This window comes from Methylobacterium platani, from assembly GCF_001653715.1.
GTDB lineage: Bacteria > Pseudomonadota > Alphaproteobacteria > Rhizobiales > Beijerinckiaceae > Methylobacterium > Methylobacterium platani.
Map to the genome: position 1 here is coordinate 1 of NZ_LWHQ01000018.1, position 24,207 is coordinate 24,207.

Here is a 24,207-nt window from a genome sequence, read left to right on the forward strand (position 1 = left end):
GCCGATCCCGAGATCGCCCGGGCGGTGGCGCAGGAACTCGGGCGCCAGCAGCACGAGATCGAGCTGATCGCCTCGGAGAACATCGTCTCGCGCGCCGTGCTCGAGGCGCAGGGCTCGGTGCTGACCAACAAGTACGCCGAAGGCTATCCCGGCCGGCGCTACTACGGCGGCTGCGAGTTCGTCGACGTCGCCGAGACCCTCGCCATCGAGCGCGCCAAGCGCCTGTTCGGCTGCGGCTTCGCCAACGTCCAGCCCAATTCCGGCTCCCAGGCCAACCAGGCCGTGTTCATGGCCACCATGCAGCCGGGCGACACCTTCCTGGGCCTCGACCTCGCCGCCGGCGGCCACCTCACCCACGGCGCGCCCCCCAACGTCTCGGGCAAGTGGTTCAAGCCGGTCTCCTACACCGTGCGCCGCGACGACCAGCGCATCGACATGGAGCAGGTCGAGCGCCTCGCCCACGAGCACAAGCCCAAGGTCATCATCGCGGGCGGCTCGGGCTACCCGCGCCACTGGGACTTCGCCGGGTTCCGCGCGATCGCCGACAGCGTCGGCGCGGTGTTCTTCGTCGACATGGCCCACTTCGCCGGCCTGGTGGCGGGCGGGGTGCATCCCTCGCCGTTCCCGCACGCCCACGTGGTGACGACGACCACCCACAAGACCCTGCGCGGCCCGCGCGGCGGCATGATCCTGACCGACGACGAGGCGCTGGCCAAGAAGCTGAACTCGGCGATCTTCCCCGGGCTGCAGGGCGGTCCGCTGATGCACGTGATCGCCGGCAAGGCGGTGGCGTTCGGCGAGGCGCTGACGCCGGAGTTCAAGCTCTACGCCCGGCAGGTGGTGGAGAACGCCAAGGCTTTGGCCGAGACGATCATCTCGGGCGGGTACGACATCACGTCGGGGGGGACCGACAACCACCTGATGCTGGTGGATCTCCGCGCCAAGGCCCTGACCGGCAAGGCGGCGGAGGCGGCGCTGACGCGGGCGGGCATCACCTGCAACAAGAACGGCGTGCCGTTCGACCCGCAGAAGCCGACGGTGACCTCGGGCATCCGGCTGGGCACGCCGGCGGCGACGTCGCGGGGCTTCGGGGTCGCGGAGTTCAAGGCGGTAGGCGCGCTGATCGTGCAGGTGCTCGACGGCCTGCACCGGGCCGGCGAGGCCGGGGATGCGGCGGCCGAGAGCCAAGCCAAGCGCGAGGTCCACGCCCTCACCGATCGCTTCCCGATCTACGCCTGACGCCGGACGGGCCCGCCGGAGCCCGGTGACCGCCGGGCTTCGGGGGCGTCGCCCGTCGCCTCCCCGACTGATCGTTCTCGCTCGGGGCGACGAGCGACAACGCACAACGCGGCTCCCCCACCGGCGGCGGCCCGCGAAACCGGTTCGTCGATACCGCTTCGCCGGGCCCCCTCGAACATGTCGGTTCGAAGGGGCCGCGGTACAGGATCTCGCCTCGTAGGCGGGTCGCCGCTGCGACGCTGCACCCGATCGTTGGGATCTTGGTGTTACGGTAATCTACCCTCGCGGTGACCGAGGAGAAGTCGCTGCAAATTCAATCTCTCGATCTTATTTACTAAGCGTTAAGGTTTTTATAAAAAAATATTGATGGATTAAATTCATAGGTGTTGCGCGTGGGCATTCGGTGGAATCTGGCCAACAAGCTCATGCTGATCGCAGGTTCGGCGATCGGCATGACGTTGTTCGGCTTCGTCGGCATTTCCGGTTGGAATGCCGCCCAACTCGCCCGTGAGCAGATTCTCGAGATCGCCGGCGAGAAGGCGTCGAGCGCTACGGCACAGACCTCGATCCAGATCGTCGATGCCGTCTCGGCCGGCAACGCACTGGCCAGCACGCTCTCCGGCTTCATGGGCAGCGGGCCGGTCCGGAAGACCGATACGGTCGCCGCGGTCAGGTCCGTGCTCCAGCACTATCCGAACCTGTTCGGCGCCTGGATGTCGGACACGACGGACAGGCGCACCGAGCGGTACCTGACCGGCACCGGAGCCGCCAATGCGGCGGGCGTGTTCACGCCGTACTGGACCAAGCAGGACGACGGCAAGCTGGCTTTCGCGACCTTCCCGATCGACGCGAACCAGGCCTGGTACCGCGATCCGATCGCTTCTGGAACAAGCCTGCTCGTCGAGCCCTACGTCACCAGCCAGGGGCAGCTCGTCACCTCGGTCTCCGTTCCCCTCACGGTGGACGGCGCCGTCGTCGGGCTTGCCGGCGTCGACATCCGCCTGACCTGGCTCGCCGACATGCTGTCGGCGATGCGTCCCTTCGAGGGGGGGCGCGTCATGATGCTGTCGCAGGCCGGCAAGTGGATCGTCCCGCCGCGAAACGACCTGCTGATGAAGGATTACGACGGCATCGACCCGGCGGAGATCAAGGCGGCCCTCTCGGATCGGCGCACCCGCGTCCTGAGCGGCAGCCCGGACGGCTCGGTCCGCCTCGTCTATCCCTTTACCCAGCCCGGCATGAACGCGACCTGGGCGCTCGTCATGGACGTGCCGGCGCAGGCTTTCACCCGGCCGATCTACGCGCGCATCCTGGAGACCGCGCTGGCCGGGTTCGTCATCCTGACGGTGCTGATCGGGGTGCTTTTCGCCGCGTCGCGCGGCCTGATCAAGGCGCCCCTGGAGCGGTGCCTGGCGACGATCGAGGCGCTGATCGAGCGCCGCTACGACGTCGCGATCGACGACACCGCGCGGTCCGACGAGATCGGGCGGATCAACGCGGCCCTGACGGTCTTCCGCGACAAGGCCCATCGGGCCGACACGCTGACGGGCGAGCAGGAGGCCGAGCAGCACCGCCGGGCGGCGCGCGCGGCCCGGGTCGACCAGCTCGTGCGCGGCTTCGAGCAGCGGATCGCCGGCTCGCTCGGCATCGTCACCTCGGCGGCGACGGAGCTCGACGCCACCGCCCGGGCGATGACCCGGGTCGCCGACGACACCAGCGGCCAGGCGACGGCCTCGAGCGCCGCGGCCGAGCAGACGGCGGTCAACGTCCAGACCGTGGCGGCGGCGGCCGAGGAGATGGTCTCGTCGCTGCAGGAGATCGAGCGCCAGGTGCTGCGCTCGAACGACGTCGCGGGCCTCGCCCTGCAGGAGGCCGAGGCGACCGGCGACGCGATGGCGGGCCTCAGCACCGCCGCCGAGCAGATCGGGGCCGCCGTCACCACCATCTCGTCGATCGCCGCGCAGACGAACCTGCTGGCGCTCAACGCCACGATCGAGGCGGCGCGGGCCGGCGAATCGGGCCGCGGCTTCGCGGTCGTGGCCGCCGAGGTCAAGCAGCTCGCCGGCCAGACGAGCCGCGCGACCGACGAGATCGGCGGCCAGATCGCGTCGATCCAGGCCGCGACCGGCCGGGCGGCGCAGGCGCTGCGGCAGGTCGGGCGCACGATCGCCGGGATGACCGAGATCAGCGCCGCCATCGCCTCGACGGTGACCCAGCAGGCGGCGGCGACGAGCGAAATCTCCCGCAACGCGAGCGAGGCGGCGCACGGCACCCGGGACGTGTCGGAGAACGTCGCCCGCGTGCTGGCCTCGGCCGGAGAGACCGGGAACGCCGCCGGCCAGGTGCTCGCGGCGGCCGCCGAGCTCGCGACGCAGTCGCTCAGCCTCAAGCACGAGGTCGACGGCTTCCTGCACGACATCCAGGCGGCGTGACCCGCCGCCGCCGGTGATCCCCTCCCCGGCGGCACGTCCCTGTCACGGGTAGCGCACCGGCGGGGGATCCTCGGGCAGCGGGATGAACTCGGCGTCGTTCGGCACCGTGTCGAACCGGCCCTGGCGCCAATCCTCCTTGGCCTGGGCGATCCGCTCGGGCCGCGAGGAGACGAAGTTCCACCACAGGTGCCGCGGCCCGTCCATCGGCTCGCCGCCCAGCACCATGAAGCGGGCATCCTGCGTCGCCCGCACGCTGAGGCGGTCGCCGGGGCGGAAGACCAGGAGCTGGCCGGGGCCGAACCCGTCGCCGGCGATCTCGATCGCCCCCGACACGGTGTAGATGGCGCGCTCGTCGTAGGCCGGATCGAGCGGCAGGACCGCGCCTGCCTCGAGCGCCACGTCGGCATAGACCATCGGGGTCGAGGTCCGCACCGGCGAGCGTGCGCCGTAGGCCTCGCCGGCGATCAGCCGCACGGTCTTGCCCTCGCCCGAGACGATCGGCAGCGACGCGGCGTCGTAATGCTCGAAGGCCGGCGCGGTCTCCTCGTCCCGCGCCGACAGGGCGACCCAGCTCTGGAGGCCGAACAACCGCGAGCCGGTCTGGCGCAGGGTGTCGCCGGTGCGCTCCGAATGGGTGATCCCGCGCCCCGCGGTCATCCAGTTCAGCTCGCCCGGCCGGATCGGCAGCGCGGTGCCGAGGCTGTCGCGGTGCATGATCTCGCCGTCGAACAGGTAGGTGACGGTGGACAGCCCGATATGCGGGTGCGGCCGCACGTCCATGCCCTGGCCGAGCAGGAATTCCGACGGCCCCATCTGGTCGAAGAAGATGAACGGGCCGACCATCCGGCACTCGGTCGAGGGCAGCGCCCGCCGGACCGCGAAGGAGCCGAGGTCGCGCGAGCGCGGCACGATCAGGCTCTGGATCGCGTCGCAGCTGAAGCGGTCGCCCGGGACCGGATCGTCGGCACTGTGCCAGCTCATCGCTCTTGCTCCTTCCTCGCCCGCGGCGCGGCCGGACCCGCCCGGGCCGGCCGACATCGCCACCCGTACTGTGCGACCGTATCGACGGGTTGAGAATGGAAACGATCGAAACACATCGTTTCGATTTTTGCCGGGCAAGCTCCGCGCAATCCCGATGCTGCACGCTGTGCGATCATAGGCAGGAGGTTTCAAGCCATGGGCGATGAAGCGCTGACGGAGGAGCGGGCGGCCGAGCACCTGGCCCATCACCTTCTGCGGGAGGCCTATCGCGACCTCGCCGCGGTGCTCTTGAGCGCCAACGCCAAGGCGGCCGAGAGCCTGTTCTACGCCGTCGAGAAGCGCACCGCGGACGCGCTGCGAACCATCGTCGCCGACCGGGCCGAGGGCGCGGCCTCGACCCGCATCGCCCGCGCGGTCGGGGCCGAGCTCAACGAGCTGTTCGGATGCGCGCACGGCCGCACCGGGATCCCGGCCTCGCAGCGGGTGGCCTGAGCGCGGCGGCGACTACAGGAAGCTCTGCGGATCGACGTCGATCCCGACCCTGAGATTGCCCCGGACCTTGGGCCCCCGCGCGAGCCAGTCGCGCAGGTAGCCCTGGAGGTCGATCTCGCGCTCGGTCTTGACCAGCAGGCGGAAGCGGTAGCGGCCGCGCACCAGCGCCAGGGGCGCCTCGGCGGGGCCGAGCACCATCACGCCCGGCGGCGGCTCGGCGACGCGGGCGAGCGCCCGGCCGTGGGCCTCCGCCGCCTCGCGATCGGTGCAGGAGATGACGAGGGCCGCGAGGCGCCCGAAGGGCGGCAGGCCGGCGACCTCGCGGGCGGCGGTCTCCTCGGCGTAGAAGCGCTCGGCATCGCCGGAGATGAGCGCGGCGATCACCGGGTGCTCGGGCTGGAAGGTCTGGACCAGCGCCCGACCCGGCTTCTCGCCGCGCCCGGCCCGGCCGGTCACCTGCTGCAGCAGCTGGAAGGTGCGCTCGGCGGCGCGGGGATCGCCCGAGGTGAGCCCGATATCGGCGTCGAGCACGCCGACGAGGGTCAGGTGCGGGAAGTTGTGGCCCTTGGCGACGAGCTGGGTGCCGACGACGATGTCGCAGCCGCCGTCGGCCACGGTCTGGAGCTCCGCCCGCAGCCGCTCGGCCCCGCCGGGAAAGTCGCTCGACAGCACGATCACGCGCTTGTCCGGGAAGGTGGCGGCGACCTCCTCGGCGATCCGCTCGACCCCCGGCCCGCAGGCGGTGAGGTTGTCGAAGGTGCCGCACTCGGTGCAGGCCTCGGGGCGCCGCTCGGCATGGCCGCAATGGTGGCAGACGAGCGCCCGGCGGAAGCGGTGCTCGACGAGCCAGGTCGAGCAGTTCGGGCATTGGTAGCGGTGGCCGCAGGCGCGGCAGAGCGTCAGCGGGGCGTAGCCGCGGCGGTTGAGGAACAGCAGCGCCTGCTCGCCCCGCCCGTTGGTCTCGGCGATGGCCGCGACCAGGCTCGGCGACAGGTAGCGCCCGCGCGGCACCTTCTCGCCCCGCATGTCGATGGCGCGGATCTCCGGCAGGCGCCGTCCGCCGAAGCGCTCGGGCATCACCACCCGGCGGTAGCGGCCGCGCTCGGCATTGACCCGGGTCTCGATCGCGGGCGTGGCGGAGGCCAGCACCACGGCGGCGTGCTCGAGCTTGCCGCGCACCACCGCCATGTCGCGGGCGTGGTAGCAGACGCCGTCATCCTGCTTGTAGGCGCCCTCGTGCTCCTCGTCGACGACGATGAGGCCGAGCTTGGCGAACGGCAGGAACAGGGCCGAGCGGGCGCCCACCACCACCTGCACCTCGCCCGACGCCACGCCGGCCCGGATCTTCTCGCGCCGGCGCCCGCCGATTCCGGAATGCCAGGCGGCGGGCCTGACGCCGAAGCGCTTGGCGAAGCGGTCGAGGAACTGGGCGGTGAGCGCGATCTCGGGCATCAGCACGAGCGACTGCATGCCCCGGCGCAGGGCCTCGGCCACGACCTCGAAATAGACCTCCGTCTTGCCCGATCCGGTGACGCCCTCGAGGAGGGTCACGCCGCCCTCCCCGGCCTCCCCGCCCGCGGCCGGGGGCGCGGTGAGCGTGGCGATGAGCGCGCGTGCCGCCTCGGCCTGGGGCCCGGAGAGGGGATCGTGCGGGTGGTCGGGGTCCGGCGGCTCGGCGACGCGGTCGGGGGCGAGCGCCACGGTCTCCAGCACCCCGTCGTCGATCAGCCCGTCGATCACCCCGGCGCTGACGCCGGCCTCGAGCGCCAGCGCCCGCTTGCCCCGCACCGCGCCGTCGGCCGCCACCGCCACCACCTTGCCCCGGGCCGGGGTCATCCGGCTCGGCGGCATCCCGGTCGCGCGCACGCCGACCTTGGCGGTCTCGGTGCGGCTCTCCTCCGGCAGGCGGAGCGCCATGGCGAGCGCCGAGCCCTTCGGCGCCAGGGTGTAGCGGGCGATCCACTCGACGAGGCGGCGCAGCGCAGGACTGAGCGCCTCGACGCCGATCCGCCCGCTGACGCGACGCAGGTTGGACCCGGCGCCGTCGCGCAGGGCCCACACCACCCCGACGGTCTCCCGCGGCCCGAGCGGCACCTGCACCACGTCGCCCTCCTGGAGGGCGAGCTCGGGCGGCACGGCGTAGCTGTAGGCCTGGTCGAGGGCGAGCGGGATCAGGACGTCGGCGATCGGGGCGGTCATCGGGACTTCGGCATCGGGCGGTGCGTGAGCCCGTATATAGGAACGGCCACGCCGCGGCGCTCACGCCTCCTCGTCCTCGCCGATCCGCCGGCGCACGCCCCATTCGGCGAGCACCGCGTTGAGGTCGTCGAGGACGAAGTGGCGGGCGCTGTCCTGGTCGTAGCCCTCCTCCAGGAGGGAATCGTACTCGGTGAAGACGTGGCGGGCATACGACACCATGCCGAGCCAGGCGGCGGTCTCGGGGGCGGCGCCCCGCAGGCCGGTGCTCGCCAGCGCCCGGTCGACGATCGCCTCCGCCTCGAAGTCCGGCACCCGGGGGGCGAGGCGGGACAGCGCCGCCGCCACGGCCTCGCGGCGCGTCGGGGGAGCGGACGGGCGCGGATCGGGGCGGGTCATCGGCGGTCTCGACGCGGACAGGAGGGGGACCCTGCCGGAGCGGGGTTGTTCTGTCACCCCCGGGGCTGGCCGGTGGGCAGCGGCCGTGATGTTGGCGGCGGGTGCATCGCCGTCGGCGGAGGAAGAGAGCCGGACGGCGTATGACGTCATTGTTGATCCTTGCGGATCTGGCCTTTCAACGAGAGCAGGAGAGCCAGGGCGTGTTTGGTATCGCGGTCTGCCGGCGTCGTGGCTTGCTCCCAGGCCTGCATGGCCAGTCGGACCCTGCGGTGCAGCTGACTGGCGTCCGTTGCGCTCAACGGCTCGTTGAGGTTGTAGTCTGCATCCTCGCGCTTGGCCTTCGCATCGAGGTAGGCCGTGGCGATTTGCCGAATGAAAGCCGGCGTTGCGATCGGCCCGGGAGGGGTTGCCGGGCGACGAAACAAGATGTCGATCGACGGGTCGAGGCTGGCGCCTTTGAGTTTCCCGAAGGCGGTCGTCAATCCCGTATGCGTGAACGTTCTGATATAGGCCCTGCGCATCGGGCGAAGATCGCTGCTCGTGCCGACGAGGCGCAAGGCTGTTTCGTCCAAGCAAAAATGGAATAATGCGTAATACGTCGTCGATATGCTGCGCCTGATGAAGGCCGCCTTCAGAGGGCCTTTCTGGCCCGCCTTCCTCTCGATGAGCTGTTTCGAGGCAGACAGGAGATCGTCTGACAAATCAGACATCAAGGCTCTGAAAATCGAACGCTGGGAAAACGATCGTCTTTCCTTATAACGGCATTCTCGATAGACGAGACGATCGTATCGACGTCGTCTTCGGAAAGATCGTCGAGATTGTTAAAATGAATGACAATTCTGATAAAATCCCCGTCGTCGCTGTCATTGTCGGCGTCGATATCTGCTCCGTTGAACAGGCTCGCATGAGCCGATCTGCTCACGATGGAACTTACGATCGTTCGCAATTCGTCTGGGTCGGCGAGCTTCATCGACGCTGCATCCGGTTCTCATGCACGCCGACCGCTCGTACCGATCGGCGTCTTCGTCTCTCCAAGCTACCTCACTTTTGAGGCGGATGCGACCGATCGCGGTGCCGTCGCGGCAGGGCGGGCGACGAACGTCGGCAATCCGCGTCAATCCGGGGCCGCGAAGGCCGCATCGACCGGACTCCCTGCCGCTCCGCCGGCCCGGCTGCGCCGATCCGCGCCGGTGTCCCTCCGGGCCGAAAAATGCAAAGGTGCGCGCGAACACTCTTTTTCGGCCCCCGCGACCCCGCCGGCGGCCCCGAGACCCCTCCGCCATGCGCCCTCTCCTCGCCGCCACCCTTCTCGTCCTCGCCGCCGGCGCCGCCTCGGCGCAGACCGAGACCCCCGCCCCGCTCGGCACCCCGTCCGCGGGCGTGACCGCGCCGGAGGCGGCGCCCGCCGGCCGGCGCCAGCCGCGCCGGGTCGACGGGGCGCAGGCTGCGGCGAAGCCCGCGCCGGCCAAGGCGGATTCGGGCGACGCCCTCCGCAAGGCCCAGGCCGCCACCGCGGCCCGCGACAAGGCCTGGGACGCCCGGATGAAGCGCACCCTCGGGTCGATCTGCCACGGCTGCTGACGGTCGCGAAGGGCGCGCCGATGATCCGCTTCGAGGGCGCGGGGAAGACCTATCCCGGCCAGGCAAGGCCGGCGCTCGACGCCTTCGACCTGACGGTCGAGGCCGGTACCACCTGCGTGCTGATCGGCCCGTCGGGATGCGGCAAGTCGACGGCGTTGCAGATGGTCAACCGTCTGGTCGTGCCGAGCGCCGGCCGCGTGTGGATCGAGGGGCGCGACGTCGCCGGGCTCGACCCGATCGCCCTGCGCCGGGGCATCGGCTACGTGCTCCAGGGCGTCGGGCTGTTTCCGCACCGGAGCGTGGCCCAGAACGTCGCCACGGTGCCGGGCCTCCTCGGCTGGGACCGAGCCCGGATCCGGGAGCGGGTCGACGCGATGCTCGACCTCGTCGGCCTCGATCCGCGCGAGTTCCGCGACCGGCGGCCGGACGCCCTGTCGGGCGGGCAGCGCCAGCGCGTCGGCGTCGCCCGGGCGCTCGCCGCCGATCCGCCGGTGCTGCTGATGGACGAGCCGTTCGGCGCCGTCGATCCCGTCGCGCGGAACCGCCTGCAGGACGAGGTCCGGGGGATCCTCGGCCGCCTGAAGAAGACCGTGCTGATGGTCACCCACGACATCGACGAGGCGGTGCGGATGGGCGACGCGATCGCGCTGATGCGCGAGGGGCGCCTCGTCCAGGTCGCTTCGCCCGCGACCCTGCTCGCCGCCCCCGCCGACGCCTTCGCGGCGGAGTTCGTCGGCGGCGACCGGCTCCTGCGCCGCCTCTCGCTGCTGCCGGCCCGCGACCATGCCGGGCCCGACCCCGCCGGCGACGCGCCGCGCCTGCGCGCCGATGCCTCGCTCAAGGACGCGCTGGCGCTGATGCTCGCGAGCGGGCACGAGCGGGTCGGCCTCGGCGACGGCTCGGTGACGCTCGCAGGCTTGCGCGCGGCGGCGGGCGGGCCGTCGCCGGCCTGAAACTTTATCTGCGGCCCCCGATGGTGTAGGCGCGGCGATCCGTTCCGCCCGTCCGCGGCACGCGCGCCGTTTTCCGGACGCGCGACGCCGCCCCCGAGGTCGCCCCCGATGTCCACCCGCCTCGCCGACACCTTCGCCCGCTGCCGCGCGGAAGAACGCGCCGCCCTCGTCACCTACGTGATGGCGGGCGACCCCGATCCCGAGACCTCGCTGCAGGTGCTGCGCGCGCTGCCGGAGGCCGGGGCCGACATCGTCGAGTTCGGCCTGCCCTTCACCGACCCGATGGCGGACGGGCCGGCGATCCAGGCGGCGGGCCTGCGGGCGCTCAAGGGCGGCCAGACCCTCGCCCGTACCCTGGAGCTGGTGCGCCGCTTCCGCGAGGAGAATACCGGCACGCCGGTGATCCTGATGGGCTACTACAACCCGATCTACACCTACGGCGTCGCCCGCTTCCTGGAGGAGGCGAAGGCCATCGGCATCGACGGGCTGATCGTCGTCGACCTGCCGCCGGAGGAGGACGACGAGCTCTGCCTGCCGACGCTCCAGGCCGGCCTCGCCTTCATCCGGCTCGCCACCCCGACCACCGACGAGGCGCGCCTGCCGGCCGTGCTCGCGAACACCACGGGCTTCGTCTACTACGTCTCGATCACCGGCATCACCGGCACGGCGACCCCGGATTTCGGCGTCGTCGCCGGCGCGGTCGAGCGCATCCGCCGCCACACCGACCTGCCCGTGGTGGTCGGCTTCGGGGTCAAGACCGGGGCGCACGCCGCGGCGATCGCCCGGGGCGCCGACGGCGTGGTGGTCGGCTCGGCGATCGTCGACGCGCTCGCCCGCTCCCTCGACGGCGCGGGCCGGGCCGGCGCGGGCTCGGTCGAGGCGGTGACCGGGCTGGTGCGCGAGCTCGCCGCCGGCGTCCGCGCCCGCTGACCACCCCCATATAGACCCCATCGAGAAGCGACGGCCGAGGAGCGATCATGGTCGAGGCGATGAACTGGATCTCCGAGGTCGTGCGCCCGAAGATCAAGACGCTGTTCAAGCGCGAGACGCCGGAGAACCTCTGGGTGAAATGCCCGGAGACCGGCCAGATGGTGTTCCACAAGGAGGTGGAGGCCAACGGCTGGGTGATCCCGGGCTCGGAGCACCACCTGCGCATCACCGCGCAGCAGCGCCTGAAGCTGATGTTCGACCAGGGCACCTGGCTCGACGTGCCGCTGCCCGACGCGCCGGCCGATCCCCTGAAGTTCCGCGACGAGAAGCGCTACGCCGACCGGCTCAAGGACGCCCGCGCCAAGACCGGGATGACCGATGCGTTCAAGGTCGGGTTCGGCCGCGTCGCCGGCCTGCCGATGACGCTGGCGGTGCAGGATTTCGGCTTCATGGGCGGCTCGCTCGGCATGGCGGCCGGCGAGGCCTTCGTGCGCGGCGCCGAGACGGCGCTGGAGAAGCGCACCCCCTACGTGCTGTTCGCGGCCTCCGGCGGGGCGCGGATGCAGGAGGGCATCCTGTCGCTGATGCAGATGCCCCGCACCACGGTGGCGGTGCGCCGGCTCAACGCCGCCCGCCTGCCCTACGTCGTCGTGCTGACGAACCCGACCACCGGCGGCGTCACCGCCTCCTACGCGATGCTCGGCGACGTGCACCTCGCCGAGCCGGGCGCGCTGATCGGCTTTGCCGGCCCGCGGGTGATCGAGCAGACGATCCGCGAGAAGCTGCCGGACGGCTTCCAGCGCGCCGAGTACCTGAAGGAGCACGGCATGGTCGACCAGGTCGTGCACCGGCGCGACCTCAAGGGCACCATCGCGCGCCTGTGCGGCCTGCTGATGCAGGTGCCGGCGGAGGGCCCGGCGGCCGAGGCGGCCCCGGCGGAGACCCGGACGGAGACCAAGCGGACGGACGACAAGCCGGAGGCCAGGCCCATCCCGGCCTGACGGTCCTGCTGCGCGGGCCCGCCTCCGAACCCCTCCCGCGTCCCGCCGTCGAACGACCGGCGGCGGGCACCGACGGAAAACGCCCCGATGGAATCCTCCGACGCCCTGATGGCGCGCTTCCTGGCGCTGCACCCGCGCACCATCGACCTCTCGCTCGGCCGGATCGAGCGGCTCCTCGCGGCGCTCGGCCATCCCGAGCGGCGCCTGCCGCCGGTGATCCACGTGGCGGGCACCAACGGCAAAGGCTCGACCATCGCCACGATGCGGGCGATCCTCGAGGCCGGCGGGCTCGCGGCCCACGTCTACACCTCGCCCCACCTGGTGCGCTTCCACGAGCGCATCCGCCTCGGCGCCGTCGGCGGCGGCCGCTTCGTGCCGGAGGAGCGGCTGGCCGAGGCCTTCGCCCGCTGCGAGGCGGTCAATGCCGGGGCGCCGATCACGGTGTTCGAGATCACCACCGCGGCGGCCCTGCTGCTGTTCTCCGAGGCCCCCGCCGACGTGCTGCTGCTCGAGGTGGGCTTAGGCGGCCGGGTCGACGCCACCAACGTGATCGACCGCCCGGCCTGCGCCGTGGTGACGCCGATCGGCCGCGACCACGCGGAATATCTCGGCGACACCGTCGAGGCGGTGGCCGGCGAGAAGGCCGGCATCTTCAAGCGCGGCTGCCCGGCAGTGATCGCCCCGCAGGACTACGCCCAGGCCGACGCGGTGCTCTGCGCCCGGGCCGAGGCGGTCGGGGCCGGGCCGATCCTGGTCGGCAACCAGGATTTCTCCGCCCACGAGGAGCGCGGCCGGCTGGTCTACCAGGACGAGGACGGGCTCCTCGACCTGCCCCGGCCGAAGCTCGCCGGGCGCCACCAGATCGTCAATGCCGGCACGGCGATCGCGGCGCTCAGGGCCGCGGGCTTCGGCGACATCGGGACGGATGCGTTCGAGGCCGGGCTCGCGGCCATCGAGTGGCCGGGCCGGCTGCAGCGCCTGCGCCAGGGGCGGCTCGCCGGCCTCGTCCCGCCGGGCTCGGAGCTCTGGCTCGACGGCGGCCACAACATCGACGGCGGTCGCATCCTCTCCGCCGCGATGGCCGACCTGCAGGAGCGCGGCGACGCGCCCCTGGTGCTGGTCTCCGCGCTGCTCGGCACCAAGGACGCGGAGGGCTTCCTCGCCAACTTCTCCGGCCTCGCCCGCTTCCTGGTGGCGGTGCCGCTGCCCGGCCAGATGGCGGCGCGGCCGGCCGAGGAGGTCGCCGAGATCGCCGGGCGGGTGGGCCTGTCGGCCGCGACGGCGCCGAGCCTCGAAGCGGCCCTGACATCCCTGCGCGACCGGGCCTGGGAGCGCCCGCCCCGGGTGCTGATCTGCGGCTCGCTCTACCTCGCCGGGGCCGTCCTCGCCGCCAACGGCACCCCGCCGGTCTGATGCCCAGCGCCCCCGGACGGACTCGTTCCACGTCGCCGGGCAAGCCCGAACGGGCGCCGGTCGCTGCCCGAAACGGCGCCGGGGCCGCCTGTGGGATCCGCTGGATCCTTTGCCGGCAGGCTTGACATTCTCCCGTCGTCGCTAGCGGGGTTCGTGTCGTTGCCGCACCGATGTGGCTGAACTGCTACATCGTACCCGGCGGAAATGGTCTAGCTTCCTCTCGATCGGGGAACCTGCTGGGGACCATCATGAAGAAACTCCTGAGTGCTTTCGCTGCCTTCACCGCGCTGACCGCCGCCGCTTCGGCTGCCGATCTGCCGCGTCGCGTCGCCCCGCCGCCGGTCTTCACGCCGGTGCCGGTCTTCACCTGGACGGGCTTCTACGCCGGTTTCAACGCCGGCTACGGCTTCAACACCGCTGACACCCGCGCCCCGACCGTCGTCGGCGTGCCGGCCGGCGTGAACGCCGCCAGCAGCGTGTTCGTGACCGCCGCCGGCGTGCCGACCACCGGCGTGCTCGCCTTCGGCAACCGCAACAGCAACGACGGCTTCGTCGGCGGCGGCCAGATCGGCTACAACTACCAGTTCACCCCGGGCTCGGGCGTGGTCGTCGGCATCGAGGCCGACGCCCAGTACGTCGACTTCGGCCGCAGCCGTAACCGCTACGCCTTCGCCACCGCGGCCGGCGGCGGCATCGTTCCCGGCACCCTGGTGTTCAACCCGAACGGCATCTCGGGCCTGGACTACTTCGGCACCGTGCGCGGCCGCCTCGGCTACGCCTGGGACCGCACCCTCGTGTACGCCACCGGCGGCTTCGCCTACGGCTCGGGCGGCGGTCGCGACTTCGGCCTGACCAACAGCTCGCGCGACAACTTCCAGACCGGCTGGGTCGTCGGCGGCGGCGTCGAGTACGCTCTGCCCACCGACTCGTTCCTGAACTTCTTCCGTTCGTCGGCCGTGACCCTCAAGGTCGAAGGCCTGTACGTGAACCTGGATCAGGGCAACCGCAACAACGGCGTGTTCGCGCAGACCGCCAACGGCACGCAGTACTCGGTGTTCTCGCCGGGCGTCGTGTCGGTCGGCCCGGCCAACCTGTACCGTCGCGAGACCGAGTTCGCGGTCGTCCGCGCCGGCCTGAACTACAAGTTCGGCTCGTACTAAGATCCGACCTTCCGTCTTCTCGACGGAGCGGAGCCCGGCCTCACGGCCGGGCTCTTCGCGTTTGGGGGCAACCTTCCGGCGGGTATCCGCCAGGATGGTGGATGCGTCTGGCGCCCGGCTCGACGATTTCGATCATCCGCCGCGTCGTCGTGAGAGCCTCTTCGAGCCGATTCTTCTTTCATGAAGCCCAAAACGGCAGGATATATCCTAACCCTCAACCTCGTCCTGAGGTGCCGAAGCGCGGCGGACGCCTCTGTGGAGGGCTTCGGAGATTGCGCCGATATCTGGAGTCCTTGTTCGAGGTCGGTCGATCTGTGATCGGCCAACGCCTCCGGATGAGGTGAGTGCGTCGAGCTTCCCTGGCTATCCAGATTTCATCGATAGACGGACCGCTCGAGCAGGCTCCATGCCGAGTGCCGGGATGACCGCGAGAGTTTCGATCCCGTCGAGACGGCGGATTGCCGTCTACCGGTAATCGTTCGGGTCGAGGCCGTGGCGGGCGATCTTGTCGTAGAGGGTCTTGCGCGGGGTGCCGAGAGCCTCGGCCGCCACCCGCACGTCGCCGCCGGCCATGATCAGCTCGTCGCGAATCAGGCCGCGCTCGTGGCGGTCCATCTGCTCGGCGAGCGTCGCGGGTTTGGCGGGCTCGGGCACGGCCGGGCCGGTGGGCGAGAGGCCGAGCGCGCAGCGCTCGGCGAAGTGGCCGAGCTCGCGCACGTTGCCGGGCCAGTCGTGCCGGCTCAGGTGCTCGCGCATCGCCGGCGTCACCGGCGGCGGCTCGCGGTTGAAGCGGGCGGCGGCCTTGCGCAGGAAATGCTCGAACAGGAGCGCCACGTCCTCGCGCCGGTCGCGCAGGGGCGGGATCGCCACCGAGACGACGTTCAGCCGGTAGTACAGGTCGTCGCGGAACGTGCCCTGCGCGGCGGCCTGGCCGAGGTCGATCTTGGTGGCCGCCACCACCCGCATGTCGACGGGCTGGATCGCGTTGGTGCCGAGCGGCTCGACCACCCGCTCCTGCAGTACCCGCAGGAGCTTGACCTGGATGGTGAGCGCCATGCTCTCGATCTCGTCGAGGAACAGCGTGCCGCCGTCGGCATGCGCGATGCGCCCGACCCGCTTCTTGAGCGCCCCGGTGAAGGCGCCGGCCTCGTGGCCGAACAGCTCGCTCTCCACCACCGTGTCGGGGAGCGCCCCGCAATTCATCGCGACGAAATGGCCCTTGGCCCGGCGGCTCCAGCGGTGGAGCGCGCTCGCCACCACCTCCTTGCCCGAACCGGTCTCGCCGAGCACCAGCACGTCGACATCGGCCTGCGCCACCTCGCGCACGAAGAGGCGCAGGCGGGTGATCGCCGGCGAGACGCCGAGGAAGGCCGGGTCCTCCGCCACCGCGGCGTCGAGGCGGGCGCGCAAGCTGCGGTTCTCCTGGACCAGCCGGCGGCGCTCCAGGGCACGGCGCACCGAGGCGACCAGCGTCTCGGCCGGATAGGGCTTGGCCAGGAAGTCGTAGGCGCCGGCGCGCATCGCCCGCACCGCCATGGTGATGTCGCCGTGACCGGTGATCAGGATCACCGGCAATTCGGGATCGGCCTCCTGCAGGGCCGAGAACAGGCCGAGCCCGTCGAGCCCCGGCAGGCGCACGTCGGTGACGACCACGCCCGGCGGGTCGGCGAGGATCGCCCGCAGGGCCGATTCGGCGTCGGCATGGGTCTCGACGGTGAAGCCGGCGAGGTCGAGGCTCTGGCCGTTGGCCCGGCGCACCTCCTCCTCGTCGTCGACGAAGACCACGCGGTTCGAGGCGGCGCTCATGCGGCGGCTCCCTGCCCGGCGGGGGCCAGCGGCAGCTCGACCCGGAACAGGGCGCCGCCCTCGGGCGAGGCGCCGGCCGAGAGGGTGCCGCCGCACTCCTCGACGATGCCGCGGGAGATCGCGAGGCCGAGGCCGAGGCCGTTGGCCTTGGTGGTGAAGAATGCGTCGAAGACTTGCCCGCCCCCGTCCGGCAGCCCGCCGCCGTTGTCGCCCACCTCCAGCACCGCGCGCTCCCCCGTGACCCGCACCGTCACGGCGATGCGGGGATTCTTCACGCTCCCGACCGCGTCGAGGGCGTTCTGCACCAGGTTGACCACGACCTGCTCCAGCCGCGGCCCCTCCCCCAGGACATAAGGCGACGGCTCGGGAAGCGCGAGGGCGAGGTCGATCCCGGACAGCCGCCCCTCCACCACCTCGAGGCTCGCCCGCACCACCTGGTCCAGCGCCACCGGGTCGCGCCGCCCGGAGGCCTTGCGGGCGAAGCCCTTGAGCTGGCGCGTCAGCCCGGCGATGCGCTCGGTCAGGCGGCCGACCGCGGCGAGGTTCTCGGTCGCCTCGGGGAAGCGCTCGCGCTGGATCAGGATGCCGGCATTGTCGGCGTAGGAGCGGATCGCCGCGAGCGGCTGGTTGATCTCGTGCGCCATGCTGGCGGCGAACTGGCCGAGCGCGGCGAGGCGCCCGGCATGGGCGAGCTCGCGCCCGAGGCGCTGGCGCTCGGCCTCCGTCCGCTGCCGCTCGGCGATCTCGGCCTTCAACTGCCGGTTGGCCTCGGTGAGGGCCTGCGTGCGTGCCCGCACCCGCTCCTCCAGCTCGCTGCGCCGCGCCGCCGCCTCGGCGAGGCTCGCCCGCAGGCGCCGGCGCCGGCCGACGATCTCGGCGAGGCCGAGGCAGGCGAGGCCGACCGCGAGGCCGGCGATGACCTGGGCCTGCACCCGCTCGCGCGCGACGGCCACGCCGATCCGCGTCAGGGTGTGGAGCCGCCAGGTCGTGCCGGGAATGGCGGCGTCGAGGGGCAGCGCGAGGCGCGCCGGCAGGGCGCCGCTGCCGACCCGCACCAGGCCGTACCCGTCCGCGGCCGGGTGGAGCGGCAGCGGCGCCAGGGGGGCGGCGCCGAATTCGAGCCGCTCGCGGACCAGTCGGCGCTCCTCGTCCGGCACCGGCTGCAGGGTGCCGAAGCGCCAGGCCGGCTCGCTCGCCATCAGGACGATGCCGCGGGGATCGGTGACCATCACGGTCTCGGCCCCCTCCCGCCCGGCCTTGCGCCACGCCTCCTCGATGGCGTCGAACTCGACCTTGACCACCACCACCCCGGCCCGGCCCCCGGGGCCCGCGACCCGGCGGCTGAGATAGAGGCCGGCGCGGCCGCTGACGGTGCCCAGCGCGAATTGCCGCCCCGCCCCCTCGGCGAGCGCCTGCTGGAAGTAGGGCCGGAACGCATAGACCGCGCCGACGAAGCTGCCCGGCTCGCCGGCATTGCTCGCCGCCACCGCCTTGCCGTCCTGGCGGATGACGTAGATGACCGCCGCGCCCGAGGCGCGGGCGATCTCGGCGAGGCGCTCGTCGACGCGGCCGATCAGGGCCGGATCCGGCGAGGGACCCACCGAAGCGGCGATCTCCGGATCGCTGGCCAGCGCCAGCGGCAGCGAGCCCTGCTTCTGGATCTCGGTGCGGAAGGCGGCGACCTGAAGCGCCAGGGTCGCGGCGGCCGAGCGCCGCAGATCGCCGATCGCCGCCCGCTCGGCGATGCGGCCGGCGATCAGCGCGGCGGCCAGCACCGCCGCGAGGCTCAGGAGCCAGGGCAGGGCCGGGGATCCCGCCCAGGCGCGCCAGAGGCCCCCGGCGGCCCGGCGGGGCGGCGGGGGGGCGTCCGGGGCTTTGCGGATTTCCGCACGGTTTCCCGGTCCGCTTTGCGGCGCGCCGGACGGTCCCACCGGGGCGTCTCCTCGTCTGTCTGAAAAAATCTTTTATTCGTATGCACTTAACAAAAAATTTCGGTCTTTCGCCGGCTGGCACGCCGGTTGCCATCGTGTCTCCGTCCGCGGCCCGCCGGTGCGCGGCAGGCCTGCGAAAAGGTCGATACCCGCCACGAGGCGTCCGCCTCGCGGCCAAGAGCAAGAGCGCCACGGCGGCTGCCGCCGCCAACGCCGTCCCGTCACGAGCCATGCAGGGAGAACGTCCAATGGCCACCACCGTCCCGTCGCCGCTGACCGCGCCGCACGCGCCCCCGAAGCCGAAGCCGCTCTACAAGACCCTCTACTTCCAGGTCCTGGTCGCCGTCGCGATCGGCATCACGCTCGGGCATTTCTACCCGCAGCTCGGCGCCGACATGAAGCCGCTCGGCGACGCCTTCATCAAGCTCGTCAAGATGATCATCGCGCCGGTGATCTTCCTCACCGTGGTCTCCGGCATCGCCGGCATGACCAACCTCGAGAAGGTCGGCCGGGTCGGCGGCAAGGCGCTGATCTACTTCCTCACCTTCTCGACGCTGGCGCTGATCGTCGGCCTGATCATCGCGAACCTCGTCCAGCCGGGCGCAGGCATGCACATCGATCCGAAGTCGCTCGATCCCAAGCAGATCGCGATGTACGCCGAGAAGGCGAAGACGCAGACGATCACCGACTTCCTGATGAACATCATCCCGTCGACGGCGGTGGGTGCGTTCTCGGGCGGCGAGATACTGCAGGTCCTGTTCTTCTCGGTGCTGTTCGGCTTCGGCCTCGCGTTCCTCGGCGAGCGCGGCAAGCCAGTCCTCGACTTCATCAAGATCCTGTCCGAGGCGATCTTCGGCGTCGTCCACATCATCATGAAGGTCGCTCCCATCGGCGCCTTCGGCGCGATGGCCTTCACCATCGGCAAGTACGGCATCGCCTCGCTCGCCAACCTCGCCTACCTCGTCGGCGCGTTCTACCTGACCTCGGCGATCTTCGTCTTCGGCGTGCTCGGCCTCGTCGCCCGCTACAACGGCTTCTCGATCGTCAAGCTGATCCGCTACATCAAGGAGGAGCTGCTGCTGGTGCTCGGCACCTCGTCCTCCGAGTCGGCCCTGCCCTCGCTGCTCGAGAAGATGGAGCGCGCCGGCTGCTCGAAGCCCGTCGTCGGCCTCGTGGTCCCGACCGGCTACTCGTTCAACCTCGACGGCACCAACATCTACATGACCATGGCGGCCCTGTTCATCGCCCAGGCGACGGACACGCCGCTGACCTACGGCGAGCAGGCGCTGCTGCTCCTCGTCGCCATGCTCTCCTCGAAGGGCGCGGCCGGCGTCACCGGCTCGGGCTTCATCACGCTGGCCGCGACGCTGGCGGTGGTCCCCTCCGTGCCGGTCGTCGGCATGGCGCTGATCCTCGGCATCGACCGCTTCATGTCGGAGTGCCGCGCGCTCACCAACTTCATCGGCAACGCGGTGGCCTGCATCGTGGTCGCCCGCTGGGAGGGTGAGGTCGACATGGACCGCCTGAAGGCCGCCCTCGACGGCAACCCGATGCCGCTGGAAGACATCGTCCCGGTTCCGGCCCTCCAGGCCGCCGAGTAGGACACGATCCGGGGCCGTACGGCTCCGGCTTACGATGGGGGCGGCCCTGCGCACGGCGCGGGGCCGCCCCTTTGGTTTTCCGGGTTATCGTCGCGGCGACATTCTCTCGGGAGACCACGATGGCGGGCGGCGACTGGCGCGGGATGGACCGCGCGGCTCTGACCAGGGCCTACGACAATTCCGGCGCGGTCGCCGGCAGCAGCACGCTGATGGCGGCCCTGCGCGAGCGCAGCGCGGCCGTCCGGGAGGCGCATCCGGGCGAGCTCGACCTGCCCTACGGCGAGGGCGCGCGCCAGCGCGTCGATCTCTATCGCTGCGGCCGGGCCGGCGCGCCGCTCCTCGCCTTCATCCATGGCGGCTACTGGCAGCGCAACGCCAAGGACGGCTTCGCCGCGCTGGCGGCGGGCCCGCTCGCCCGCGGCCTCGACGTCGCGATGATCGGCTACACCCTCTGCCCCGAGGCGACGATGACGGCGCTCTGCGCCGAGATCCCGGCGGCGCTCTCCGCCCTGCGCGCCCACGCCGCCCCGCCGCGCCTCGTCGTCTCGGGCTGGTCGGCCGGCGGCCACCTCGCGGCGCTCGCCATGGCCTGCCCGGAGGTCGATGCCGGCTTGGCGATCTCCGGCGTCTTCGACCTCGCGCCGATCCGCCGCACGGCGCTCGACGACGCGCTTCACCTCACCGAGGACGAGGTCGTCGCGCTCTCGCCGATCCGGCACCTGCCGGCCCAGGCCGGCCCCCTCACGGTGGCCTACGGGGCGAACGAGCTGCCGGAGCTGTGCCGGCAATCGCAGGTCTACCAGGCCGCCTGGGCCGGGACCGGCCTTCCCGGCGACCTCCTGCCGCTTCCGGGCGACGACCATTTCACCGTGCTCGACCAGATGATCCGGCCGGACGGGGCGCTGACCGAGGCGGTGGTGCGGCTGACGACGGGCTGATCCGGCATCTCGCGGGGCTCGCCGCCCCGCCCCTCCCGCCCTAAAGCTAACGCCGCCGCGACAACCGCCTGGGCCCCGAGGGCGGCCCGGGCGAGGAACCAGGAACCGGGCATGGGCCAGCACCACGACCACGCGCACGATCATGACGACCATGACCATGGGCACGATCACGCCCATGGACACGGGCATCGTCACGGCCCCGGCCACGTCCACGCCCCGGCGAATTTCGGCCGCGCCTTCGCGATCGGCATCGCGCTCAATACCGGCTTCGTGCTGATCGAGGGGACTTACGGCTTCCTCACCGATTCGGTGGCGCTCCTGGCCGATGCCGGCCACAACCTGTCCGACGTGCTCGGCCTCGTCGTCGCCTGGGCGGCGGCGACGCTCGGCCGGCGCCAGCCGACGGCGCGGTTCACCTACGGCCTGCGCTCGTCGTCGATCCTGGCGGCTTTGTTCAACGCGGTGTTCCTGCTGGTCGCGGTCGGCGCCATCGCGCTCGAGGCGGTGCAGCGCTTCAGCGAACCCGCGCCGGTTCCGGGCCTGACCGTCACGATCGTGGCGCTGATCGGCATCGCGGTGAACGGGGTCACCGCCTGGCTGTTCGCGTCGGGCCGCAAGGGCGACCTCAACGTGCGCGGCGCCTACCTGCACATGCTGGCGGATGCCGCGGTGTCGGCCGGCGTCGTGGTGGCCGGCCTCGTCATTCTGTGGACCGGCTGGACCTGGGTCGATCCGGTCACCAGCCTCGTCATCGTGGCGGTGATCATCGCCGGCACCTGGGGGCTCCTGCGCGACAGTGTCGTGCTGTCGCTCGACGCCGTGCCTCCCGGCATCGACCCGGCCGACGTGCGGGCCTGCCTCGCCGAGCGGCCGGGCGTGGCGGAGGTCCACGACCTCCACGTCTGGCCGATGAGCACCACCGAGACGGCGCTCACCGCCCACCTGGTGATGCCCGAGGGCCATCCCGGCAACGCCTTCCTCGGCGACTGCGCCGGCCTGCTGCGGCGGCGCTTCGGCATCGCCCACGTCACGCTGCAGGTCGAGCTGGCCGGCGGCCCGGCCTGCGCGCTCGCGCCGGACCACGTGGTGTAGGGGCCGTCACCCCGCCTTGCGCACCGGCTGGCGCGCCAGCACCGCGTCGGCGGCGCGGCCGGTCAGCTCGGCCCGGTGGTCGAAGCGGGTGGTGAAGGTGCCGATCCCGGCGGTGGCCGAGCGCAACTCGACGATCAGGTCGGTCATCTCGGCCTCGGGGATCAGCGCCTCGACCACGTCCCAGCCGGCCCAGCCGGGGCGGGCGTCGAAGCCGAGGATCTGGCCGCGGCGGGCGGTGACGAGGCCGGTGGCCTTCGCGGTGGCACCGCCCGGCACCGCCATCGACACCGCCAGGATCGGCTCCAGCAGCACCGGGCCCGCCTTGGCCAGCGCCTCCTCCATCGCCAGCCGCGTCGCGGCCTGGAACGCGGCGTCCGAGGAATCGACGGCGTGCGCCGCGCCGTCCTTCAGGGTCACGACGATGTCGACGACCGGAAAGCCGAGCGGCCCCTTGGCGGTGAAGGCCCGGGCGCCGGCCTCGACCGAGGCGATGTACGGGCGCGGCACCGCACCGCCGACCACCTCGTCCTCGAACAGGAACCCCTCGCCCCGCGGCAGCGGCCGCACCGCGAGCGCCACGTCGGCGAACTGGCCGTGGCCGCCGGTCTGCTTCTTGTGCCGCGCCCGCGCCTCGGCCGCGCCCCGGATCGTCTCGCGATAGGCGACCCGCGCCGGCTCGGTCTCGCCCCCGATGCCGAAGCGCGAGCTCAATCGCTCCACCGCGACCCGCAGGTGCATCTCGCCCTGGCCCGACAGGCGCAGGTCGCCGAGCTCGGCGCGGTGCTCGACCCGGAGCGCCGGATCCTCCTCGGCGAGCTTCGTCAGCGCCGCCGAGAGGCGCACGTCGTCCTTGCGGTCGCGCACCCGGAGCGCCAGGGCGTGGACGGGCTCGGGCGGCGGCAGGGCCGCCAGCGCCTCGGGCGCCTCGCCCCCGGTGGCCATGGTCTCGGCGGTGGCGATGCTCTCGAGCTTGGCGAAGCCCGCGACCTCGCCCGCCCGCACCTCCGGCACGCGGTGGCCGGAGGCGCCGGCGAGATGGGTGAGCGCCGCCACCCGGGCGGTGCCGCCGCCCGACCCCGTCGCCGCCTCGCCCTCGCGGATCGCACCCCGCAGCACCCGGGCGACCGAGAGCTTGCCGCCGAAGCCGGTATGCAGGGTCTTCATCACCTGCGCGAGCGGCGCCCCTTCCGCGGCGACGCCGAGGCGGGCGCAGGTCTCGGGCAGGCCCGGCGCCTCGTGCCGGAGCGCCTTCAGCAGGCGGGTGATGCCGTGGCCGTGCTCGGCCGAGCCGAACAGCACCGAGACCACCTGGCCCCGGCGCAGCTCGCTCGCGAGATCGGCGAAGACCCGGTCGGCCCGCGGCTCGATCTCGCCGATCAGGTCCTCCATCAGGGCGTCGTCGTGGTCGGCCAGGCGCTCCAGCATCGTGTAGCGCTCGGTCTTCTCCCGCGGCAGCTCGCCGTCGGGCAGGGCCACGACCTCGCTCGGAGCCTGCTCGCGCCAGATGAAGGCGCGTTCCAGCGCCAGGTCGATGAAGCCCACCGCCGTCTCGCCCTCGATCAGCGGGATCTGGCGCATCAGCAGCGGCACCCGCGAGGCGGGTTGCAGCAGCGCGAGCGCGTCGCGCAGCGAGCCCGGCGCGGTCTCGGCCTTGTTGATGAAGAGCAGGTGCGGGATGCCGGCGGATTCGAGCTCGCGCAGGGTCAGCTCCAGGGCCGGCACTTTCCGCTCGTCGGCCTCGCAGACCACGATGGCGGCGTCGCATGCCGGCAGGACCGCCTTGAGGTCGTGCCCGAACTCGATCGAGCCGGGACAATCGACGAAGGTGAAGGCGTCGCCGAGGAAGCGCGTCGTGGCGAAGGCGGGCTCGACGCTCATGCCGTGCGCCCGCGCCTCGGGCGAGGTGTCGCCGGCGCGGGCGCCGGCGCGCCCCGGCCGGTCGATCGCGCCGGTGCGATGGAGGATGGCCTCGAGCAGGGCGGTCTTGCCGCTCTGGAACGGACCGACGATCGCGATGCACCTGTGCTGCGCAGCCACGTGACGTCTCCACCCTGTCTTTGTT

The 24,207-nt window shown here is 72.0% G+C and carries 20 protein-coding genes; 12 read left to right on the plus strand and 8 right to left on the minus strand.

What is annotated here, in order from left to right; all coding sequences use genetic code 11:
* Together glyA and A5481_RS32310 are read left to right on the plus strand one after the other, a co-directional pair.
* On the plus strand, window positions 1-1,239 hold a 1,239-nt coding region (glyA, locus tag A5481_RS10980), incomplete at its 5' end, for a serine hydroxymethyltransferase (protein WP_064503945.1).
* Window positions 1,240-1,664: 425 nt separating this feature from the next.
* Window positions 1,665-3,671, plus strand: a complete 2,007-nt coding sequence (locus A5481_RS32310) for a methyl-accepting chemotaxis protein (RefSeq protein ID WP_082173399.1) — start codon at window positions 1,665-1,667, stop codon at window positions 3,669-3,671.
* A 42-nt stretch (window positions 3,672-3,713) separates the two neighbouring features.
* Here the strand turns inward: A5481_RS32310 and A5481_RS10990 are convergent, their stop codons facing one another.
* Window positions 3,714-4,652, minus strand: coding sequence for a pirin family protein (locus A5481_RS10990; RefSeq protein ID WP_048436156.1), 939 nt, complete (start codon window positions 4,650-4,652; stop codon window positions 3,714-3,716).
* A gap of 195 nt (window positions 4,653-4,847) precedes the next feature.
* Here A5481_RS10990 and A5481_RS10995 point away from each other — a divergent pair, with 195 nt between their 5' ends.
* Window positions 4,848-5,144 carry a hypothetical protein gene (locus tag A5481_RS10995; protein ID WP_048436157.1) on the plus strand — a complete coding sequence of 99 codons (297 nt, stop codon included), beginning with the start codon at window positions 4,848-4,850 and terminating at the stop codon, window positions 5,142-5,144.
* 12 nt (window positions 5,145-5,156) lie between these two features.
* On the opposite strand, the gene A5481_RS11000 is transcribed toward A5481_RS10995, so the two are convergent.
* The 4 genes from A5481_RS11000 to A5481_RS33420 all read right to left on the minus strand — a co-directional run bounded on the left by A5481_RS11000 (window position 5,157) and on the right by A5481_RS33420 (window position 8,709).
* Window positions 5,157-7,343 (minus strand): primosomal protein N', encoded by a 2,187-nt coding sequence (locus tag A5481_RS11000; RefSeq protein WP_048436158.1) that lies wholly within the window; start codon window positions 7,341-7,343, stop codon window positions 5,157-5,159.
* 60 nt (window positions 7,344-7,403) lie between these two features.
* On the minus strand, window positions 7,404-7,739 hold the full coding sequence (locus A5481_RS11005; protein WP_048436159.1) for a DUF2293 domain-containing protein: 336 nt from the start codon (window positions 7,737-7,739) through the stop codon (window positions 7,404-7,406).
* A gap of 146 nt (window positions 7,740-7,885) precedes the next feature.
* Entirely contained in the window at window positions 7,886-8,449 is a 564-nt protein-coding gene (locus A5481_RS11010) for a hypothetical protein (RefSeq protein ID WP_048436160.1), read from the minus strand.
* Window positions 8,449-8,709 (minus strand): hypothetical protein, encoded by a 261-nt coding sequence (locus tag A5481_RS33420; RefSeq protein ID WP_156312034.1) that lies wholly within the window; start codon window positions 8,707-8,709, stop codon window positions 8,449-8,451. The genes A5481_RS11010 and A5481_RS33420 overlap by 1 nt, the downstream gene beginning before the upstream one ends.
* Before the next feature lie 311 nt (window positions 8,710-9,020).
* Between A5481_RS33420 and A5481_RS11015 the strand changes: the two genes are divergently transcribed.
* The 6 genes from A5481_RS11015 to A5481_RS11040 all read left to right on the plus strand — a co-directional run bounded on the left by A5481_RS11015 (window position 9,021) and on the right by A5481_RS11040 (window position 14,777).
* Window positions 9,021-9,320 carry a hypothetical protein gene (locus A5481_RS11015; RefSeq protein WP_048436161.1) on the plus strand — a complete coding sequence of 100 codons (300 nt, stop codon included), beginning with the start codon at window positions 9,021-9,023 and terminating at the stop codon, window positions 9,318-9,320.
* A gap of 20 nt (window positions 9,321-9,340) precedes the next feature.
* The gene (locus A5481_RS11020) at window positions 9,341-10,273 is read left to right on the plus strand and encodes an ABC transporter ATP-binding protein (RefSeq protein ID WP_048436162.1); all 933 of its coding nucleotides are present in this window, start codon (window positions 9,341-9,343) and stop codon (window positions 10,271-10,273) included.
* A gap of 108 nt (window positions 10,274-10,381) precedes the next feature.
* Window positions 10,382-11,203: a tryptophan synthase subunit alpha gene (gene trpA, locus A5481_RS11025; RefSeq protein ID WP_048436163.1), complete on the plus strand. Its 822-nt coding sequence runs from the start codon at window positions 10,382-10,384 to the stop codon at window positions 11,201-11,203.
* Between the two features lie 47 nt (window positions 11,204-11,250).
* Entirely contained in the window at window positions 11,251-12,204 is a 954-nt protein-coding gene (accD, locus tag A5481_RS11030; RefSeq protein WP_245239082.1) for an acetyl-CoA carboxylase, carboxyltransferase subunit beta, read from the plus strand.
* An 87-nt stretch (window positions 12,205-12,291) separates the two neighbouring features.
* Window positions 12,292-13,617 carry a bifunctional folylpolyglutamate synthase/dihydrofolate synthase gene (locus tag A5481_RS11035; RefSeq protein ID WP_048436164.1) on the plus strand — a complete coding sequence of 442 codons (1,326 nt, stop codon included), beginning with the start codon at window positions 12,292-12,294 and terminating at the stop codon, window positions 13,615-13,617.
* Between the two features lie 248 nt (window positions 13,618-13,865).
* Complete coding sequence (locus A5481_RS11040; RefSeq protein WP_064503946.1) at window positions 13,866-14,777, plus strand: outer membrane protein; 912 nt, start codon at window positions 13,866-13,868, stop codon at window positions 14,775-14,777.
* A 465-nt stretch (window positions 14,778-15,242) separates the two neighbouring features.
* On the opposite strand, the gene A5481_RS11045 is transcribed toward A5481_RS11040, so the two are convergent.
* Together A5481_RS11045 and A5481_RS11050 are read right to left on the minus strand one after the other, a co-directional pair.
* On the minus strand, window positions 15,243-16,583 hold the full coding sequence (locus A5481_RS11045) for a sigma-54-dependent transcriptional regulator (protein WP_048437148.1): 1,341 nt from the start codon (window positions 16,581-16,583) through the stop codon (window positions 15,243-15,245).
* Window positions 16,580-18,385, minus strand: coding sequence for a sensor histidine kinase (locus tag A5481_RS11050; RefSeq protein WP_048437151.1), 1,806 nt, complete (start codon window positions 18,383-18,385; stop codon window positions 16,580-16,582). The genes A5481_RS11045 and A5481_RS11050 overlap by 4 nt, the downstream gene beginning before the upstream one ends.
* A 377-nt stretch (window positions 18,386-18,762) precedes the next feature.
* Between A5481_RS11050 and A5481_RS11055 the strand changes: the two genes are divergently transcribed.
* The 3 genes from A5481_RS11055 to A5481_RS11065 all read left to right on the plus strand — a co-directional run bounded on the left by A5481_RS11055 (window position 18,763) and on the right by A5481_RS11065 (window position 22,145).
* Window positions 18,763-20,115, plus strand: coding sequence for a dicarboxylate/amino acid:cation symporter (locus A5481_RS11055; RefSeq protein ID WP_048437149.1), 1,353 nt, complete (start codon window positions 18,763-18,765; stop codon window positions 20,113-20,115).
* Between the two features lie 119 nt (window positions 20,116-20,234).
* A complete protein-coding gene (locus tag A5481_RS11060) occupies window positions 20,235-21,053 on the plus strand; it encodes an alpha/beta hydrolase (RefSeq protein WP_064503947.1) in 819 nt (272 codons plus the stop codon).
* Window positions 21,054-21,164: 111 nt separating this feature from the next.
* Complete coding sequence (locus tag A5481_RS11065) at window positions 21,165-22,145, plus strand: cation diffusion facilitator family transporter (protein ID WP_064503948.1); 981 nt, start codon at window positions 21,165-21,167, stop codon at window positions 22,143-22,145.
* A 6-nt stretch (window positions 22,146-22,151) separates the two neighbouring features.
* Here A5481_RS11065 and A5481_RS11070 read toward each other — a convergent pair whose 3' ends face one another.
* Window positions 22,152-24,182 carry an elongation factor G gene (locus A5481_RS11070; protein ID WP_048434797.1) on the minus strand — a complete coding sequence of 677 codons (2,031 nt, stop codon included), beginning with the start codon at window positions 24,180-24,182 and terminating at the stop codon, window positions 22,152-22,154.
* Window positions 24,183-24,207 lie beyond the last annotated feature (25 nt).

Bases quoted from the DNA above. Each gene is read 5' to 3' on its own strand.
- A5481_RS11035 (WP_048436164.1), top strand. From the start codon at position 12,292: ATGGAATCCTCCGACGCCCTGATGGCGCGCTTCCTGGCGCTGCACCCG.
- A5481_RS11045 (WP_048437148.1), bottom strand. From the start codon at position 16,583: ATGAGCGCCGCCTCGAACCGCGTGGTCTTCGTCGACGACGAGGAGGAG.
- A5481_RS11005 (WP_048436159.1), bottom strand. From the start codon at position 7,739: ATGACCCGCCCCGATCCGCGCCCGTCCGCTCCCCCGACGCGCCGCGAG.
- A5481_RS33420 (WP_156312034.1), bottom strand. From the start codon at position 8,709: ATGAAGCTCGCCGACCCAGACGAATTGCGAACGATCGTAAGTTCCATC.
- A5481_RS10990 (WP_048436156.1), bottom strand. From the start codon at position 4,652: ATGAGCTGGCACAGTGCCGACGATCCGGTCCCGGGCGACCGCTTCAGC.
- A5481_RS11010 (WP_048436160.1), bottom strand. From the start codon at position 8,449: ATGTCTGATTTGTCAGACGATCTCCTGTCTGCCTCGAAACAGCTCATC.
- trpA (WP_048436163.1), top strand. From the start codon at position 10,382: ATGTCCACCCGCCTCGCCGACACCTTCGCCCGCTGCCGCGCGGAAGAA.
- A5481_RS11015 (WP_048436161.1), top strand. From the start codon at position 9,021: ATGCGCCCTCTCCTCGCCGCCACCCTTCTCGTCCTCGCCGCCGGCGCC.
- A5481_RS10995 (WP_048436157.1), top strand. From the start codon at position 4,848: ATGGGCGATGAAGCGCTGACGGAGGAGCGGGCGGCCGAGCACCTGGCC.
- A5481_RS11020 (WP_048436162.1), top strand. From the start codon at position 9,341: ATGATCCGCTTCGAGGGCGCGGGGAAGACCTATCCCGGCCAGGCAAGG.
- A5481_RS11065 (WP_064503948.1), top strand. From the start codon at position 21,165: ATGGGCCAGCACCACGACCACGCGCACGATCATGACGACCATGACCAT.
- A5481_RS11040 (WP_064503946.1), top strand. From the start codon at position 13,866: ATGAAGAAACTCCTGAGTGCTTTCGCTGCCTTCACCGCGCTGACCGCC.
- A5481_RS11000 (WP_048436158.1), bottom strand. From the start codon at position 7,343: ATGACCGCCCCGATCGCCGACGTCCTGATCCCGCTCGCCCTCGACCAG.
- A5481_RS11060 (WP_064503947.1), top strand. From the start codon at position 20,235: ATGGCGGGCGGCGACTGGCGCGGGATGGACCGCGCGGCTCTGACCAGG.
- A5481_RS11055 (WP_048437149.1), top strand. From the start codon at position 18,763: ATGGCCACCACCGTCCCGTCGCCGCTGACCGCGCCGCACGCGCCCCCG.
- A5481_RS32310 (WP_082173399.1), top strand. From the start codon at position 1,665: ATGCTGATCGCAGGTTCGGCGATCGGCATGACGTTGTTCGGCTTCGTC.
- accD (WP_245239082.1), top strand. From the start codon at position 11,251: ATGGTCGAGGCGATGAACTGGATCTCCGAGGTCGTGCGCCCGAAGATC.